The following is a 16559-nucleotide window of genomic DNA, read 5'->3' as shown; positions in this document are numbered from 1 at the left end:
GGGGCGCTTCGCCCCAAGGGTTCGTGCAGCGGCATCCATGCAACTCCGTGCGACACGCCGCGACACGCCGCGACACGCCCGACATCCGTCCACAGGCCCACGAGATTCCGATCTCACAGGCTGTGGATAACACGGGTGTCATTCGCGAGAATCCGCCGATCGCCGCGACATCCGCCATCCACAGCCGGTGGAAGCACCAGTGGATAACTACACGGATGTAACTACATCATCTTGTGGCGGTTCAGTTCCACAGACACTAGATGTAGTATTGAAGAACCGAATCAGTTACACCGGGGGCGGGCTGCTCCGAGCTCGAGAACAACGAGGGGAAACCATGACGGTCACGGTCTACACCAAGCCTTCCTGCGTCCAGTGCAACGCCACCTACCGGGCGCTCGACAGCAAGGGCATCGAGTACGAAGTGCTCGACGTCACTGCCGACGAACACGCCCTCGCGCAGGTCAAAGAGCTCGGGTACCTGCAGGCCCCGGTCGTCATCACCGATGAAGACCACTGGTCGGGCTTCCGTCCCGACAAGATCGCCGAGCTCGCCTCGCGTCTCGCCTGATGTCTACCCCGGCCTGACCTCGAGCGGCACCGTCCTCGAGATCAGGCCGGCGGTCATCGGGAGTACCACCCCATCACCTCCTCGATCGGCAGCAACCCCGACCATCACGGGATTCCGGCGAAGGATGCATCATGACGAATCTCGTCTACTTCTCAAGCGTCTCGGGCAACACCGTGCGCTTCATCGAGAAGCTCGGCCGCCCCGCGGCCCGCATTCCGCTGCGCGCGCGTGACGAGATGCTGCGCGTCGAGGAGCCGTACGTGCTCGTCGTGCCCACCTACGGTGGCGGCGACGGCAAGGGTGCGGTTCCCAAGCAGGTCATCAGGTTCCTGAACGACCCGCACAATCGCTCGCTCATCCGCGGCGTCATCGCCGCGGGCAACACCAACTTCGGTACGGCCTACGGACTCGCCGGCGACATCATCGCCGCGAAGACCGGGGTGCCGCACCTCTACCGCTTCGAAGTATTCGGCACACCCGACGACGTTCGCGCCGTCGACGAGGGATTGGACGCATTTTGGCGAACACAGCAGGAACCATGGCACGCGACGCAGGCGGGGCATCCGCAGCACCTGACGGCGTAGCGCTGATGAACGCTCCGCGCACCAGCGTGGCGATGGACTACCACTCGCTCAACGCGATGCTCAACCTCTATGGGCCGAACGGCGAGATCCAGTTCGAGAAAGACAAGGAAGCCGCACGCGAGTACTTCCTGCAGCACGTCAACCAGAACACCGTCTTCTTCCACTCGCTGCGTGAGCGCCTCGACTACCTCGTCGAGAAGGAGTACTACGAGAAGGAGGTGCTCGACATGTACTCCTTCGAGTTCATCCAGAAGCTCAACGACCTGGCGTACTCGAAGAAGTTCCGCTTCGAGACGTTCCTCGGCGCGTTCAAGTACTACACGAGCTACACGCTGAAGACGTTCGACGGCAAGCGCTACCTCGAGCGCTTCGAGGACCGCGTCGTGATGACCGCGCTCGGACTCGCCCAGGGCGACGACCAGCTCGCCGTCGACCTCGTGGAGGAGATCATCGGCGGCCGCTTCCAGCCGGCCACGCCCACCTTCCTCAACACGGGCAAGGCGCAGCGCGGCGAGCTCGTCTCGTGCTTCCTGCTGCGTATCGAAGACAACATGGAGTCGATCGCGCGCGGCATCAACTCGGCGCTGCAGCTGTCGAAGCGGGGCGGCGGTGTCGCGCTCTCGCTCAGCAACATCCGCGAGTCGGGTGCGCCCATCAAGCAGATCGAGAACCAGTCGTCGGGCATCATCCCCGTGATGAAGCTGCTCGAGGACTCGTTCTCGTACGCCAACCAGCTCGGCGCACGTCAGGGCGCCGGCGCCGTGTACCTCAGCGCGCACCACCCCGACATCATGCGGTTCCTCGACACCAAGCGGGAGAACGCCGACGAGAAGATCCGCATCAAGACGCTCTCGCTCGGTGTCGTCATCCCCGACATCACGTTCGAGCTCGCGAAGAACAACGAGGACATGTACCTGTTCTCGCCGTACGACGTCGAGCGCGTCTACGGCAAGCCGTTCGGCGACGTGCCGATCACCGAGCACTACCGCGAGATGGTCGACGACCCGCGCATCAAGAAGACGAAGATCAACGCGCGCCAGTTCTTCCAGACCCTCGCCGAGATCCAGTTCGAGAGCGGATACCCCTACATCGTGTTCGAGGACACGGTGAACAAGGCCAACCCCATCAAGGGCCGCATCAACATGTCGAACCTCTGCAGCGAGATCCTGCAGGTGAACACGCCGACGACGTACAACGAAGACCTCTCGTACAACCAGATCGGCAAGGACATCAGCTGCAACCTCGGTTCGCTGAACATCGCCCTCACGATGGACAGCCCCGACTTCGGCAAGACTGTCGAGACGGCGATCCGCGGCCTCACCGCGGTGTCGAACATGTCGCACATCTCGTCGGTGCGTTCCATCGAAGACGGCAACGACAAGTCGCACGCCATCGGCCTCGGGCAGATGAACCTGCACGGCTACCTCGCTCGCGAGCGCATCTTCTACGGCAGCGATGAGGGCATCGACTTCACGAACATGTACTTCTACACGGTGCTGTTCCACGCGCTGCGCGCCTCGAACACCATCGCCATCGAGCGCGGCGAGACGTTCGACGGCTTCGAGGACTCGAAGTACGCGTCGGGTGAGTTCTTCGACAAGTACACGGATGCCCCGTGGGTGCCCGTCACGGCAAAGGTCACCGAGCTCTTCGCCGACGCCGGCGTGCACATCCCCACGCAGCACGACTGGCAGGAGCTGAAGGCCTCCATCCAGGAGCACGGCATCTACAACCAGAACCTGCAGGCGGTGCCGCCGACCGGCTCGATCTCGTACATCAACAACTCGACGGCGTCGATCCACCCGATCGCGTCGAAGATCGAGATCCGCAAGGAAGGCAAGATCGGCCGCGTGTACTACCCGGCGGCGTTCATGACGAACGACAACCTCGAGTACTACCAGGACGCCTACGAGATCGGCTACGAGAAGGTCATCGACACCTACGCCGCAGCCACGCAGCACGTCGACCAGGGTCTCTCGCTCACGCTCTTCTTCAAGGACACGGCGACCACCCGCGACATCAACAAGGCGCAGATCTACGCGTGGAAGAAGGGGATCAAGACGATCTACTACATCCGCCTGCGCCAGATGGCCCTCGAGGGCACGGAGTTGGATATGTGCGTCTCGTGCACACTTTGATGAGTATTTCTCACTTGCGGATGTCTCGAACGAAGGATTAGACGGATGACCCTCACCGACCCGGTCAACTCGGCCAAGAACGACCCGGCGCACACCGGCGGCAAGCTGAAGCTCGTCGATCACGTCAACGCGATCAACTGGAACCGCATCCAGGACGACAAGGATCTCGAGGTGTGGAACCGCCTCGTGAATAACTTCTGGTTGCCCGAGAAGGTGCCGCTGTCAAACGACGTGCAGTCGTGGAACACGCTCACGCCCGAGGAGCGGACCCTCACCATGCGGGTGTTCACGGGGCTGACGCTGCTCGACACGATCCAGGGCACCGTCGGTGCGGTCTCGCTGATTCCCGACTCGCTGACCCCGCACGAGGAGGCGGTGTACACGAACATCGCGTTCATGGAGTCGGTCCACGCGAAGAGCTACTCGTCGATCTTCTCGACGCTGAGCTCGACGAAGGAGATCGACGACGCCTTCCGCTGGTCGGTCGAGAACGAGAACCTGCAGAAGAAGGCCGCGATCGTCATGGAGTACTACCGTGGCGACGAGCCCCTGAAGCGCAAGGTCGCCTCGACGCTGCTCGAGTCGTTCCTCTTCTACTCGGGCTTCTACTTGCCGATGTACTGGTCTTCGCGGGCCAAGCTCACCAACACGGCCGACCTCATTCGCCTCATCATCCGCGACGAGGCCGTGCACGGCTATTACATCGGCTACAAGTTCCAGCGCGGGCTCGAGCTCGTCGACCAGGCCAAACGCGACGAGATCAAGGACTACACGTTCTCGCTGCTCTACGAGCTCTACGACAACGAGGCGCAGTACACACAAGACCTCTACGACGGCGTCGGCCTCACCGAAGACGTGAAGAAGTTCCTGCACTACAACGCGAACAAGGCCCTCATGAACCTCGGCTACGAGCCGATGTTCCCGAAGTCGGTCACCGACGTGAACCCGGCGATCCTCTCGGCGCTGTCGCCGAACGCGGATGAGAACCACGACTTCTTCTCGGGGTCGGGGTCGAGCTACGTGATCGGCAAGGCCGTGAACACGGAGGATGAGGACTGGGACTTCTGAGGCCCTTGATCTAGCCGGGAGCCCGTAAGGGCTCGTGAGAGGCCCGGGTCTGCAGGTTTCTGCAGTCCCGGGCCTCTTTTCGTGCCGACTTCGAATGGACAGAGGAGGACGGAAGTGAACATCAGGCCACGGGGGGTGGCATTCGCACACCTTCCCGGTGAAATGGGGTGGCGCTTCGCAGGAAATCTTGCTGCCACGTGCCACCGAGGTCGTGCCATTGCGTGCCACAGAAGGCGTCTCTGAGCGGCCGTAATCCGTGGAAGTCCGCGGATCAAGAGGCGGGGAGGGATTCAGTGGCACGCAACGGCACGCCGGTCCACGGGAGTCCGTTCGAGGCCAGGGGAGGACACGATGAGCGCGTCGAAGAAGTCGGAGAGTGCGTGACGCTCGAGGCATGGGGGAGCCTGCGGAACCTCCCTTCGGGGCGTGGGCAGGCCCGCTATCCGGGACCGTATGGCGAGACTAACACGGCGAGGACGGAGGACGACAAGCCGCTTACGTTTCTGACCAAGACGGACGCCCGGGCATTGCTTGGCGCAGGGTATACGAGGATCGCGCGGTCTGTTGGCTCGCTGAGTGCTCCGAACGTTGGCTTGAGCTGGTGCAGACTGGTGCAGATACGGCCGACGCGGGGCGGTAAGACGCGCGCCGTCGGAACCGTTCGCTCATACAAGTGCGAGGTCACGGGCTATCTCGTGCCTGAGTTCGGAGATACACCCGTCCGGGAGATCGATGTAACCCGGATCCCTCTGATGACTGATCGCTTTGGACCAGGTCCCGTCGCCGCTGAATCCGAAGTCAAAGTCAATCGGGATCACACGGCAGGTCCTGATAGTGCTCATGATGGTCCTCCGGCAGGCAGCCAGAGACGGGATCATCCCGGCGGCACCCGACATCACGATCCCTCGCCAGGAATCCGCACGGCATGACGCCGACCACGATCCGAGCGAGAACTGAGCGTCCCCAAGCTCATGGGCGAACGGCTCCGGAACCACCTTCGGCAGGCCAAGGCGCCCGTGATCCCGGCCAGCGTCTGCGGAAACGTGCCGCTGTCCAACACGCGGTGGGGGTACATCTGGGCCGACGCATGAGAGGCAGTAGCTGGCCTGCGGGCTCGGTTTCGGTTCCATGATCTCCGGCACACTGGCTTGACGATACTCGCTCAGGAAGGCGCGAGTCTCGCGACGCTCCCGCTGTAGCCGTCATCGGACCTGGCTGATCCCGCGTTCACGAGCGGCACCGTGCCATCGAGGGGTGCCGCCGCCGATGGTCTTATCTGTGGACGTGTCCGGAGACACGAGCTGTCGGCATACTTGACACGGATGTCGGAATATCCGACAATTGTTACATGGCAAAGCAAGCAGCCGCCGCTCAGACGGCATCGGGACGCCCCACCGCACAGGGTGCCTCGGTCTCGACTGGCGAAGTCTTCGATCTCTACGGGATGCCGATGACCGTCGACGCTGCCCGGTCGATGACCGCCGCGAGCGTCATATCGGCGATGTCGAAGGCGCTGTCCAATCTCCGCCGTGTCGCGGATCCAGCGGCGATCGCCAGCGCTGGGTCGGCTCTGGATTCGCTGGAGGTCATCTGGCTGTTGGCGAAGTTCGACAAGCCGTTCGGCCGCCAGCTCATCGATGTGACGAAGGTGGACCGCCATCGGTGGTCGAACCTCGCCGACGTCGCAGGGCTCGTGCATGAGTCGATTGGCAGCGCATCGTGAGCCGGCCCCTGCCGCCGGCCCGCGGCATCTCCGAGGCCTGGGTGGAGGTCCTGGAGGCGATGAACGCCGAACCCGATGGCACGGCAACGAACGTTATGGTCACCATCCCGGCACCGAGTTCGGCTGATCAGGTCGCGGTGCGTCGCGTGCTCGACGAGGAACTGCGAAAGCGCGGCAATCACGAAGTGTCCACGGTCGCCAACACGCTGTTCCCATCGGCGTTCTACATGCCGCCGGACTTCGCGTGGTCGCCGGAGCTGCCGCAGGCTCAGGTCGACGAACTCGATGCTGCGGCGAGCAGCCTGTATGCCGAGTACCTGGAGATTCTCCCGTTGCTCACGCGTGTCCAGGCGAACAAGGGCGGCACTTACTTCTCGAGGATGATCGCGTGGCCCGGCAAGGTCGGACCCGGCACCAATCAGTTGCACGAGCGGGTCACCTACCTACGCTCAGAACTGACCCACGGACGACGCACATCGAACGCCAGCGACCTGGTCATCGCCGGCGATGGGGAAGGCGTCGGCATTCAGGAGTACGCGGCCACCGATCGCCGAACGCGCGGATTCCCCTGCCTGGTTCACATCGACCTGAGCGTCCACAAGGGCACCCTCGCGCTCACCGCCATCTACCGGCACTGGCACCTGATCACCCGCGCCTACGGCAACATGCTCGGCCTCGCCCGGCTCCAGGAGTTCATGTGCCAGCAGACCGGACTTGCCGTCGGTGAACTTGTTGTCATTGCCGGGTACGCCAACGCCGAGCACAGCGAGTACGGCGGCAGGTCCGGTGTCACCGCCCTCCTCGAGCGAGCCCGCGCGCTGCCCGACACCCCCGAAGACGAAACGGCGGCAGCATGAAGCCGCCGCCGCCGCCTCGTGTCGGCGTCGACCTCGCCGCACTCACCCGCTTGCAGGCCATGATCGACGACGACCCGGCGTTCCTGCCCACCGCGTGGACAGCCCGCGAGCTCGCCTTCGCGGATGGCGACGTCGCCCGGCTCGCCGGCCGATGGGCCGCCAAAGAAGCCGTGATGAAGGCCCTCGGCAGAGGGATCGGGCGGATCTCCCCACTGGACATCGAGGTTCTCGACGACGAAGACGGCGCACCCCGGGTGACGCTTACCGGCACCGCCCTGGAGCGCGCGAGTGAACTTGGGATCGCCGACTGGGCGATCTCGCTCAGTCATGAAGGCGGTCTCGCGATCGCCTTCGCCATCGCCTCAACCCCAACCCGAGGGCGATGAGAGTAGAAGGAGGAGACGTTGTCTGACACCGTCAACAGCAACGAAGTCACGGTCGTCGCAGGTCGCCTGCGGGAGGCCCGCGAAGCGCTCGGCTTCACCCAGGAGGAAGTCAGCGGTGCGCTTGGCATCCCACGCACGAGCGTCCACGCTATGGAGGTGGGTAAGCGCAGCGTCAGCGCGCTGGAACTGCGCCGACTCGCTCGCCTCTACCGTCGCCGGGTCGAATGGCTCCTCGGGGAGGATGCCGAACAAGCGAGCGCCGACAACGCGCTGCACCGCGCGACCCAAGCGCTCTCAGAGGAGGACAAGGAACAGGTCCTCCGGTTCGCGGAGTTCCTCGCCGCAGGATCACCACGACGCGGCGATGACGGACCATCGGCAACGATCGGGTGATGCCATGACCACGCGAGCCGCCGGGCGGCTCGCCGCCGTCCAGGCGGCCGCGCGCGCCCACAACGATCTCTCCATCGACCCGACGCGACCCATCGATCCGTTCGACGCGATCAACACGCTCGGCCTCGAGTTGCAGTTCCGTCCGATGAAAGAGCTTCTCGGCGCGATCGTGCCCGGCGACCCGGCCGGTGTCCTGATCAACACCGAACGCCCGGCATCAGTACAGCGGTACACCGCCGCGCACGAGATCGGCCACTGGTACCTCGACCAGGCCGCGTTCGCACTCGACACCGAAGAACACGTCGAAGGGCACCCGCACGACGCCCGCGAACAGAACGCGCAGTTGTTCGCCTCGCACTTCCTCATGCCGCTGGACCTCGTCTACGCGACCGCCGCACACCATCGACTCCGCAAAGGCGATACCGCGACCGCCCTCACTGTCTACGAAATATCCAGGGACATGCACGTCAGCTACAGCGCCGCCGTGCATCACCTCGCCAACATCAGATTCATCTCCTTCGGCAACCGAGACCAACTCCTGAGAAGCCGGCCGGCGCAGCTCAAGCGTCTCCTGACCGCTGGACGACCCCCGACCAACCCACGCGGAGACGTCTGGACCCTTGGGGGCGACGTCACCGACGTCGAGGTCTACGTGGGCGACGAGGTCATCATCACACTCCCCGAGAACCCGAGCACCGGTTACCGGTGGCTGGACAACGATCAGCTCCACCCCTCCAAGCCGCGGATACTGCCCACCGGCTCACCAGCGAAACTCTCATCGCGAGCCGACGCCGGCGTCGGTGGGCATGCCGAGGTGATACCCCTCGCCATCCAACAAGAGTCGGCGCACGTGCTCGCTCGGGTTGCCGATCGCAGCGCCCCTGCTGCACCGGTCTCCGGCGAACCTCCCCTGGTGGGTGGGCCGACGATCCGGCGTCTTGGCTACAGTGCGCAGGAGGCCGGGCAGGAGTCGGTCGATCTCGCTTACGCGCGACCCTTCGAGTCGGAACGACCGATCGATCGCGTCACGATCCGTGTCACCGCACGCGCAATGCCCGACGTTGAGTTGCGGGCCCGGCGCATCCAGGAGTTCCTCGACGAGGAAGCAGCCGAGCGGAACTCGCCATCGTGACGGGGCGTCCAGATGTCGACTTGCGCAGCGCCCTCGGCCCGGATGTGCTCGACCAGCAGCATCGACCGCTCTGTGTCGCTTTCGCTGTGTCGGGCGCCCACGAAGCACACCGACCCTTGAACGGAGCCATCCAGGAGCACCTCGCACCCGAGGCGATCTGGTGGCATTGCAGCTCACTCGGCCTCACCTCCGACGCGGGCATGCTGCTCATGGACGCGGACTCCGCACTGCGCGGCCCAGGACAGCCCGACCTCGCGACGTGGCCGTACGACCCGACGCTGGGTGAGGCAACCGAAAACCCGCCCAACGGACTCACCCCACCTTGGAACCAGGCAGAACTCGCTCCGCTGCCGCTCGCTCACGACGGGATCGAGGACCGCATCGAGGAGAGTCTGGAAGCCGGCAGCCCGGTCGTGCTGATCATCGAGGTCACCGACGAGTTCCGGATGCCGGACGAAGACGGCGTCATCGCGGTACCCGACATGCGATCCGACGAAGGCGGCTACCACGCCGTCGTCTGCGTCGGCGCCTTCACCCATCCCGACCACGGCCGTCTGCTCCTGATCAAGAACAGCTGGGGAACCCGATGGGCCTTGGACGGCTACGGCGGGCTGCCCGTCGAGTATCTGATCGCGTTCGGAGCGCAGGCCGCGCTCGTTCGACCAGGAGGAGACCCGAACCCATGACCGTCACGCTCACGCAGGGCGCCGTTATCGTGCTCGAGGGACTGGACAAGGCTGGCAAGTCGACGCAGATCGATCGACTGCGCAGCCAACTCCCAGCCGCCGACACGACGTTCGCGCACATGCCCAGCGGCTTCACCAGGTTCAGCACCGACGTGTACAGCATGCTCGAGGACCCGCAGCGCCGACCCACATCGGGCTTGGCGCAGCAGCTGGCGCACTTGGCGTGCCACGCCGAGAATATGCCGGCCCTGGTGGACGCCGTCCGGTCGGGAAGTCTCGTCCTCGACCGATGGTGGTGGTCGACCCTCGCCTACGGGTGGTACAGCGGAGCGCTCGAAAGCACCGAGTTCACCCAGACCCAGTTCGAGTCCCTCGTCAAGGCCGTGTGGGCACCGATCACCGCCTCGGTGGTCTTCGTGTTCCGGACCCCGCACGAGCATGACGCCAACAATCGCGAGGGCATCGCCGGTGGGTACACCGCCTTGCTATCCCAGCACCCGGACCTCGCGGTCGAAATCCCGAACCTGAGCGCCGACGCGACCACCGAGTTCATCCTCAACGAACTCGATGTGCGTGGCCTCACGCGGACCACCGTACCAGTGACACCGTGACGCGCTATCGGAACGCGGGGGAAGCGTTCACCACGCTGCTGCGGGAGATCGTCGACCACGGACGGGTCGTCGACGTCCGCGACCGTCAGACGCGGGAGATCTGCGCGCAACTGATCGAACTTGAGCAACCGAACGAACGCCTGCTGTTCGTTCCCGGACGCAACAACAACGTCTTCGCTGCGATCGCGGAAGCGATGTGGGTGCTCGCCGGCCGCAATGATCTCGCTTACCTCACTCCCTACCTCAAGCGCGCGCCAGAGTTCTCCGACGACGGGATCACCTGGCGGGCCGGGTACGGACCCCGACTTCGGAACTGGAACGGGACGGACCAACTGGCGGAGACCGTGCAACTGCTGCGCCGCGACCCGAACACGCGTCGGGCAGCGCTCATGCTCTTCGATCCCGATCGCGACTTCGTGCAGAGCAACGACATCCCGTGTAACAACTGGCTGCACTTCATCGCTCGCGACGGCCAGCTCCACCTCCACGTGGCAGCTCGCAGCACTGACGTCTGGTGGGGCTTCTCCGGGATCAACGCCTTCGAATGGTCGCTGCTGCTCGAGATGATGGCCCACTGGGTTGGCCTCGACACGGGCCGACTCGCGTTCTTCATTTCCTCCCTGCACCTCTACCAGCGCCACGACCAGCAGGCCGAGATCGTGCTCCGCAACACGTCCGCTCCGCACTACCCATCTCTCGGTTCCCCCCGCTTCGCAACCCCCTGGGAAGAGTTCGACAGCGAACTCGGCGAATGGATGACGATCGAGGAACAGCTCCGCGGCGGCGCGAACCTGGACCGGATCGCCCACAGCCTCACCGACCCGCTCATGCACGGCTTCCTGCAGATGATCGACCTGTACTGGAGCTTCCAGAGACAGGGAGACACCTCGTCCGTGCGTCACAAGCTGGAGCAGCTCGGGGACAACGATCTCCGCCACGCTGCCAGGCAGTTCCTCGACCACCCGACCTCGTAGTCATCCTCTGGCGCCGGGATTACGCAGAAACGAGATCGCCTCGCAGGGCACCGGCCCGCTCATTGATGCCCCACTTAGGCGGAAAGTACGGGGCAGCCGGGGACCCCTGCGGGGTGAACTGCTGCTTGATCCTCGTCCGACCGCCAACCCCACGCGCATCCGGATGAGCGACGCGCGCGTACTTGTCCGTTTCACAGAACAAGTTCTGGCAGTCGATCAACGTCAGCCGGCGGCCGAAAAGATCCTCGAAGACCAGGTCGTGTCGCTCGAACTCCTCCTCCTGGTGGTCGACCATCCACCGGATCACATCCTCCGCGGGAACCGTACCCAGCCCCGGGAAGCACTTCGCGATCCCGCTTCGGGCCCCAGGCCCAGGCACCACGAAGTCGTCCTCCTCGAAGTCCAGCAACGTCGTGTAGTTCAGATCGATCGCTAGCTGATACGACAGGAACGGCCCCAGCGACGGGTAGGACGCGATCACCTCGTACACCTGCTGCAAAGAGTCCGCCGTGCCGAGTTTCTCGACCACACCGGACCGCAGCATGTGCTGGATCAAGAGAAGGTGATTGCGATGCTTGCGTTCGGCACCAAACGGCGGCGGCGGCACGATGTACGCGGCCGAGTAGACCCGGTGCCCATCAGCAAGCAGACCGCTGAGCACCCGGTCGTAGGACTCCACGTCGAATGTGTCGACACCGATCTCCCCGACAGCTGCCTCCAACGCGCCCCAGGTCGATGGCCTGTTAAAGAACCGGTACAGCAAGACGCGCAAGACCAGATCGTCGCGAGACTGCGACCCGGCGTAAGCGACCCGGATGAGGTCCTGCGAGACACGGTCTGCGGCGCGGTAAGCGTTCGTGAAGCGGAACTTTGTCAGAATCGGGTCGACCGTCCAAGGACTCGGCGTTCCGGCGAGGCGGCGGTGGTAGACCCGCTGTCTTTCTGCCGCGAAGAACCAGTAGCTCGCGAGTACGTCCGACGCCTGCACGTCGGCGTTGCCGATCCGAATGTGGCGCATGAACCGTTCTCCATCTACGAAGTAACCCCTCGCAACAAGGTTCTCATTGACCACTACCATCGTCGCGCCGAAACACGGTGCACAGTGCACCGCAGGACCGAGTAGCAGGGCCGCGCCTGCCCTGAACAGCGCCAATCTCACTGCAATTATCTCGCGGGTCGGCGAGACGCGCGTTGCGACCAGCCCGGGGTCCACCAGGCACTGGCACCGCACGCGTCGATAGCATCGGCGTCAACGGACGTCTCCAATTCATGCAGCTGAATGGATTCAGGGTCGCTGCCGAGTCTGGTTGTCCGATCGACGATATGCGCCGTCAATTCCCGCAGACGATGGAACCCCCTGCGGTAACCCGCGACGCAGGAAAGGTGCCGGGAGCCGACGCGGCCGCACGATACAGTTGGCGCCCGCTTCCTGCGGGGGTCGCCCCGATGACACGACACCTCCTCGGTCAGCGAGTCCAGAGGGGTGCATGCACTAGGGGATCGAACCGTGCGATTCAGCTCGGCGGGTCGTTGACGATGAAACCGAGATCGTCGAGGCATCCGCGCACGTGGAACCGGTCGGTACCTCTGCGGGCTCCTATCGCAAGGAACCGACAAAGATGTCGGCGCCTCGAAGGGGGGCGTAGTGAACAGGAAAGGCGATGAAGTTAGCGGCCGCGAGGAGGAGAATCACGGTTCCGACTGAGCACACCCGCATCATGACGGTGCCGGTCCCGTCTCGGAGCCTGCGGCGCGCCAACACGAGGAAGCGGAATCCAGTCAGACCTCCGGCGGAGTTGACGATGAGGTCGGTGATGTCGGTGCTCCCGACCGCCAGAACGTGTTGGGTGACCTCGAGGGCGAGGCTCGACCAGGCGACGACGACGGCGTGATTCCACCAGCGCCACGATGGCGCGAGGAGTCCGAGATAGAGGCCGTAGGGAATGAAGAGCGCGAGGTTCGCGATGACCTCGAATGGTTCGCTGGCGCCGTCCTCCGCCGTCGGCGCGAACGGGACGAGCTTGATGTGGCGTAGCTCGCCCTCGCCGACATACGGCGGCTCGAGCTTCCACAGCACGATCCAGGCGAGCAGCACGAGGTAGACCACGAACAGCGCGACGAGCCGGCCGCGTCCGCTCGCGTCGGGGGAGGCCGGACGGAACGGCTCCTGCCGCGGCATCCGAAGCCCTGTACCGCCGGTCATTGCTGCATCCTCGGGTCCTCGGAGGGGTCCGTATACGTCGCAGGGCAACCGTGATCGACGGCTGCGGTGCGCAGCTCGTAGTGCCAGGGCTCGTTGTCGTAGATCTGGCACAGCCCGTACTCGGCACCGCGCTCGGACAGCCACGCCGTGGCATCCAGTTCCCCGATGTCGACCGCATCTCCCGACACGTGCGAAGACGTCGCCGAGGTGGCGACCCATCGGGCAGCTTCCTCGCGCGAGCCGTACTCGGCGATCGCCTCCTGAAAGAGCTCGTCCTGGTACTCGGGTGAGCGCCAGCCACTGTTGACGACGAACGGGACTCCGTCGCCCGCGGCATCCGTTGCGGCCTGACGGAGGGCCTCGAGCAGCGCTGGGTCGAGGTTGGCGACAGCAGGAACCCCGTCTTCGAAGACCGTGACGCCGTCGGCCACCCGGCCGCTGTCGTCGAACGCCGCACGATACTCACCCCGAGGGGGCGCTGCTGAGGCAGCTGACGCGGACAGTGACGGTGATGCCGACGACGAGCTCGGAATCGTAGAGAAGCCAGCGGCGGTGATCGCCGCGACGACGACCAGCAGGCCGACGACGAAGAGGCGGCGCATCCAAAACGTCGATGTTCGCGCTGGTCGATTTCGGTTCATGCCGCCAGTCAAGGCGGCGGGGTGTTGCCAGCGCGTATGCGGGTTTCCATATGCCGGCGATATGCCCGGGTTCGTAGCATGACAGCATGCGCGTGTTGATCGTCGAGGACGAGCCCTACATGGCGGAGGCCATCCGCGATGGGCTGCGCCTCGAGGCGATCGCGGCCGACATCGCCGGCGACGGGCACACCGCGCTCGAGCTGCTGAGCATCAACGCCTACGACATCGCGGTGCTCGACCGCGACATCCCGGGGCCGTCGGGTGATGAGATCGCCGAACGCATCGTCGCGTCGGGCAGCGGAATGCCGATCCTCATGCTCACCGCCGCCGACCGGCTCGACGACAAGGCCTCGGGCTTCGAACTCGGGGCTGACGACTACTTGACCAAGCCGTTCGAACTTCGCGAGCTCGTGCTCAGGCTCAGGGCACTCGACCGCCGGCGCGCACACAGTCGGCCGACGGTGCGCGAGCTGGCCGGCCTTCGGCTGGATCCGTTCCGCCGCGAGGTCTACCGCGACGGCCGCTACGTCGCGCTGACCAGGAAGCAGTTCGCCGTGCTCGAAGTGCTCGTCGCCGCCGAAGGCGGCGTCATCAGCGCGGAAGAGCTGCTGGAACGGGCGTGGGATGAGAACGCCGACCCGTTCACGAATGCCGTACGCATCACGGTGTCGGCCCTGCGCAAACGGCTCGGCGAGCCCTGGGTGATCGCCACGGTTCCCGGTGTCGGCTACCGCATCGACGTGGGCCCGAACGCCGCGGGGGCAGGGGACGAGAGTGGATAGGGCGCGCGGGGTGAGCGTTCGCCTCAAACTCACCCTCAGCTACGCGGGGTTCCTCATGGTCGCGGGGGTGCTCCTGCTCGCCGTCGTGTGGCTGTTCCTCCTGCGTTACGTGCCGGCCAGCGCGATCGAGACGACCCTTGGGTTCATCCCCGGCCGTGACGATCTCATTCGGGCATTCGCGCCGCCGGCCGCCTGCGCGCTGTTCTTCCTACTGCTGTTCGGCCTGCTCGGCGGGTGGATCCTCGCCGGCCGCATGCTCGCCCCACTGACTCGAATCACGGATGCCACCCGCCGGGCCGCGAACGGATCGCTCTCGTATCGCATCGAATTGGAGGGCCGCAACGACGAGTTCCGCGAACTCGCCGACAGCTTCGACGCGATGCTCGCACGGCTCGAAGCGCAGGTCGCCGAACAGCAGAGATTCGCTGCGAACGCCTCCCACGAGCTGCGGACTCCGCTGGCGATCACGCAGACGCTGCTCGAGGTCGCTCGCGACGACCCGAACGGCGTGAGCGCAGAGCTCCTCGAGCGCCTCCACGCCGTCAACGCCCGAGCGATCAGCCTCACCGAAGCGTTGCTCCTCCTCAGTCGCGCCGATCAGCGGTCGTTCACCCGGGAGGACGTCGACCTGTCGTTGCTCACGGAGGAGGCCGCCGAGACACTCCTGCCCCTCGCGGAACAGCGTGGCGTGACCATCGAGAACTCCGGCGACGTCACGCCGACCATCGGCTCGCACGCGCTCCTGCTGCAACTCACCACGAACCTCGTGCACAACGCGATCGTGCACAACCTGCCTGAAGGCGGCACCGTGTGGATCAGCACCAGCGCCCGCGACACGAGTGCGGTGCTTACCGTCGAGAACACCGGTGCGAAACTCACTGCGGGGCTGGTCGCGACCCTCACCGAGCCGTTCCAGCGCGGCACCGAACGCATTCACACCGACGGCGCTGGCGTCGGCCTCGGCCTGGCGATCGTGAAGAGCATCACGGATGCCCATAATGGAACACTCACCCTCACCCCACGCGCTGCCGGTGGGATGAGCGTCACGGCGGTACTTACTGCAGCGTAATGCACCGAATCTGGAGGGCCCTGCGCGCCTCGGTAATCGATCGAGCGGGTCCGCGCGCTGTGCGCCGAGGGATCGGGACTGAAGTCACACGCCGCGACCCGCGCTGGTCCATGATGTGAGCAAGTTCCAGCTCATGATCGGGGGGATGTGCGTGAACAGGGATCGCGCGAGGATGCCGGGGCTCCTCGCAACTGCAGACCTCGTCGAGGCACAGGCGGCCCTGGCCGCGGCCGAGGCGGGGCCGTCTGGCACACCCTCGGTCGCCGTGCCGACCGTGCCCCCGACCAGCACGCCGCTGGCGCCGGCGGCCTCCGTCGATCGGGTGAAGCAGGCCGACGCCGACTTCGAGGCTGCGCAAGCCGCCGTCACCGAGCAGACAACCCTGGCCGACGCATCCGAGCAGTTCAACAGCGCGGTCGTCGCGCTCGAGATGGCGTGGCTCAGGCTCTTCGCCGATGCGGGATGCCTCACCGACGACCAGCAGGTGCAGGCCGAGGCAGCCGTCAGCTCGTACACGTTCGCGCTGCAGCAGGACCTCGCCACGGCCGGGTACTACGCCGGTACGGTCGACGGCGTGACGGGGCCGGTGACCGTGCAGGCGATCGAAGACCTCCAGGAGGCGAACGGGTTGCCGGTCACGGGCACGGTCGACAAGGCGACGGCTGCAGCGCTGCAGGCCGAACTGGTGGCGCTCGGCGGCGCTGCCGCACAGGAGTCGCTGACGTCGACGGCTGCCGTGCAGCA

At 65.1% G+C, this 16559-nt stretch carries 19 protein-coding genes; 16 read left to right on the top strand and 3 right to left on the bottom strand.

Features of this window, described 5'->3' with window-relative positions; genetic code table 11:
* Positions 1–334: 334 nt before the first annotated feature.
* The 13 genes from nrdH (at position 335) to IEX31_RS13710 (ending at position 11120) form a co-directional block, all read left to right on the top strand.
* Positions 335–568, top strand: a complete 234-nt coding sequence (gene nrdH / locus IEX31_RS13765) for a glutaredoxin-like protein NrdH (RefSeq protein ID WP_136709313.1) — start codon at positions 335–337, stop codon at positions 566–568.
* A gap of 131 nt (positions 569–699) precedes the next feature.
* Positions 700–1152 carry a class Ib ribonucleoside-diphosphate reductase assembly flavoprotein NrdI gene (gene nrdI, locus IEX31_RS13760; RefSeq protein WP_188744002.1) on the top strand — a complete coding sequence of 151 codons (453 nt, stop codon included), beginning with the start codon at positions 700–702 and terminating at the stop codon, positions 1150–1152.
* Between the two features lie 5 nt (positions 1153–1157).
* The gene (nrdE, locus tag IEX31_RS13755; protein WP_373285528.1) at positions 1158–3290 is read left to right on the top strand and encodes a class 1b ribonucleoside-diphosphate reductase subunit alpha; all 2133 of its coding nucleotides are present in this window, start codon (positions 1158–1160) and stop codon (positions 3288–3290) included.
* A 45-nt stretch (positions 3291–3335) separates the two neighbouring features.
* Positions 3336–4358, top strand: a complete 1023-nt coding sequence (gene nrdF / locus IEX31_RS13750) for a class 1b ribonucleoside-diphosphate reductase subunit beta (protein ID WP_188744000.1) — start codon at positions 3336–3338, stop codon at positions 4356–4358.
* A 167-nt stretch (positions 4359–4525) separates the two neighbouring features.
* A complete protein-coding gene (locus IEX31_RS19770; RefSeq protein ID WP_486303650.1) occupies positions 4526–5287 on the top strand; it encodes a hypothetical protein in 762 nt (253 codons plus the stop codon).
* Between the two features lie 419 nt (positions 5288–5706).
* On the top strand, positions 5707–6081 hold the full coding sequence (locus IEX31_RS13745; RefSeq protein WP_188743999.1) for a hypothetical protein: 375 nt from the start codon (positions 5707–5709) through the stop codon (positions 6079–6081).
* On the top strand, positions 6078–6938 hold the full coding sequence (locus tag IEX31_RS13740) for a thymidylate synthase family protein (RefSeq protein ID WP_188743998.1): 861 nt from the start codon (positions 6078–6080) through the stop codon (positions 6936–6938). Before IEX31_RS13745 ends, IEX31_RS13740 begins: the two co-directional genes overlap by 4 nt.
* The gene (acpS, locus tag IEX31_RS13735) at positions 6935–7324 is read left to right on the top strand and encodes a holo-ACP synthase (RefSeq protein WP_188743997.1); all 390 of its coding nucleotides are present in this window, start codon (positions 6935–6937) and stop codon (positions 7322–7324) included. The genes IEX31_RS13740 and acpS overlap by 4 nt, the downstream gene beginning before the upstream one ends.
* 18 nt (positions 7325–7342) lie before the next feature.
* Entirely contained in the window at positions 7343–7717 is a 375-nt protein-coding gene (locus tag IEX31_RS13730; RefSeq protein WP_188743996.1) for a helix-turn-helix domain-containing protein, read from the top strand.
* 4 nt (positions 7718–7721) lie between these two features.
* Positions 7722–8849 carry a protease inhibitor I42 family protein gene (locus IEX31_RS13725; protein WP_188743995.1) on the top strand — a complete coding sequence of 376 codons (1128 nt, stop codon included), beginning with the start codon at positions 7722–7724 and terminating at the stop codon, positions 8847–8849.
* 116 nt (positions 8850–8965) lie between these two features.
* On the top strand, positions 8966–9535 hold the full coding sequence (locus IEX31_RS13720) for a C1 family peptidase (RefSeq protein ID WP_188743994.1): 570 nt from the start codon (positions 8966–8968) through the stop codon (positions 9533–9535).
* Positions 9532–10146, top strand: a complete 615-nt coding sequence (locus IEX31_RS13715; RefSeq protein WP_188743993.1) for a nucleoside/nucleotide kinase family protein — start codon at positions 9532–9534, stop codon at positions 10144–10146. The genes IEX31_RS13720 and IEX31_RS13715 overlap by 4 nt, the downstream gene beginning before the upstream one ends.
* Entirely contained in the window at positions 10143–11120 is a 978-nt protein-coding gene (locus tag IEX31_RS13710) for a thymidylate synthase (RefSeq protein ID WP_188743992.1), read from the top strand. The genes IEX31_RS13715 and IEX31_RS13710 overlap by 4 nt, the downstream gene beginning before the upstream one ends.
* A 19-nt stretch (positions 11121–11139) precedes the next feature.
* Here IEX31_RS13710 and IEX31_RS13705 read toward each other — a convergent pair whose 3' ends face one another.
* The 3 genes from IEX31_RS13705 to IEX31_RS13695 all read right to left on the bottom strand — a co-directional run bounded on the left by IEX31_RS13705 (position 11140) and on the right by IEX31_RS13695 (position 13925).
* Positions 11140–12333 carry a nucleotide kinase domain-containing protein gene (locus IEX31_RS13705; protein ID WP_229662361.1) on the bottom strand — a complete coding sequence of 398 codons (1194 nt, stop codon included), beginning with the start codon at positions 12331–12333 and terminating at the stop codon, positions 11140–11142.
* Positions 12334–12717: 384 nt separating this feature from the next.
* Entirely contained in the window at positions 12718–13323 is a 606-nt protein-coding gene (locus IEX31_RS13700) for a VanZ family protein (RefSeq protein WP_229662360.1), read from the bottom strand.
* Positions 13320–13925 carry a M15 family metallopeptidase gene (locus IEX31_RS13695; protein ID WP_229662359.1) on the bottom strand — a complete coding sequence of 202 codons (606 nt, stop codon included), beginning with the start codon at positions 13923–13925 and terminating at the stop codon, positions 13320–13322. Before IEX31_RS13695 ends, IEX31_RS13700 begins: the two co-directional genes overlap by 4 nt.
* 125 nt (positions 13926–14050) lie before the next feature.
* Between IEX31_RS13695 and IEX31_RS13690 the strand changes: the two genes are divergently transcribed.
* The 3 genes from IEX31_RS13690 to IEX31_RS13680 form a co-directional block, all read left to right on the top strand.
* Entirely contained in the window at positions 14051–14746 is a 696-nt protein-coding gene (locus IEX31_RS13690; protein WP_188743990.1) for a response regulator transcription factor, read from the top strand.
* Between the two features lie 10 nt (positions 14747–14756).
* Complete coding sequence (locus tag IEX31_RS13685; protein WP_308423526.1) at positions 14757–15815, top strand: sensor histidine kinase; 1059 nt, start codon at positions 14757–14759, stop codon at positions 15813–15815.
* 172 nt (positions 15816–15987) lie between these two features.
* Positions 15988–16559 (top strand): peptidoglycan-binding domain-containing protein (locus tag IEX31_RS13680; RefSeq protein ID WP_229662358.1); only part of this gene is annotated, 572 nt, incomplete at its 3' end.

The organism is Agromyces bauzanensis (genome assembly GCF_014645655.1).
GTDB classification, from domain to species: domain Bacteria; phylum Actinomycetota; class Actinomycetes; order Actinomycetales; family Microbacteriaceae; genus Agromyces; species Agromyces bauzanensis.
This window is presented reverse-complemented; position numbering and strand designations above follow the sequence as displayed.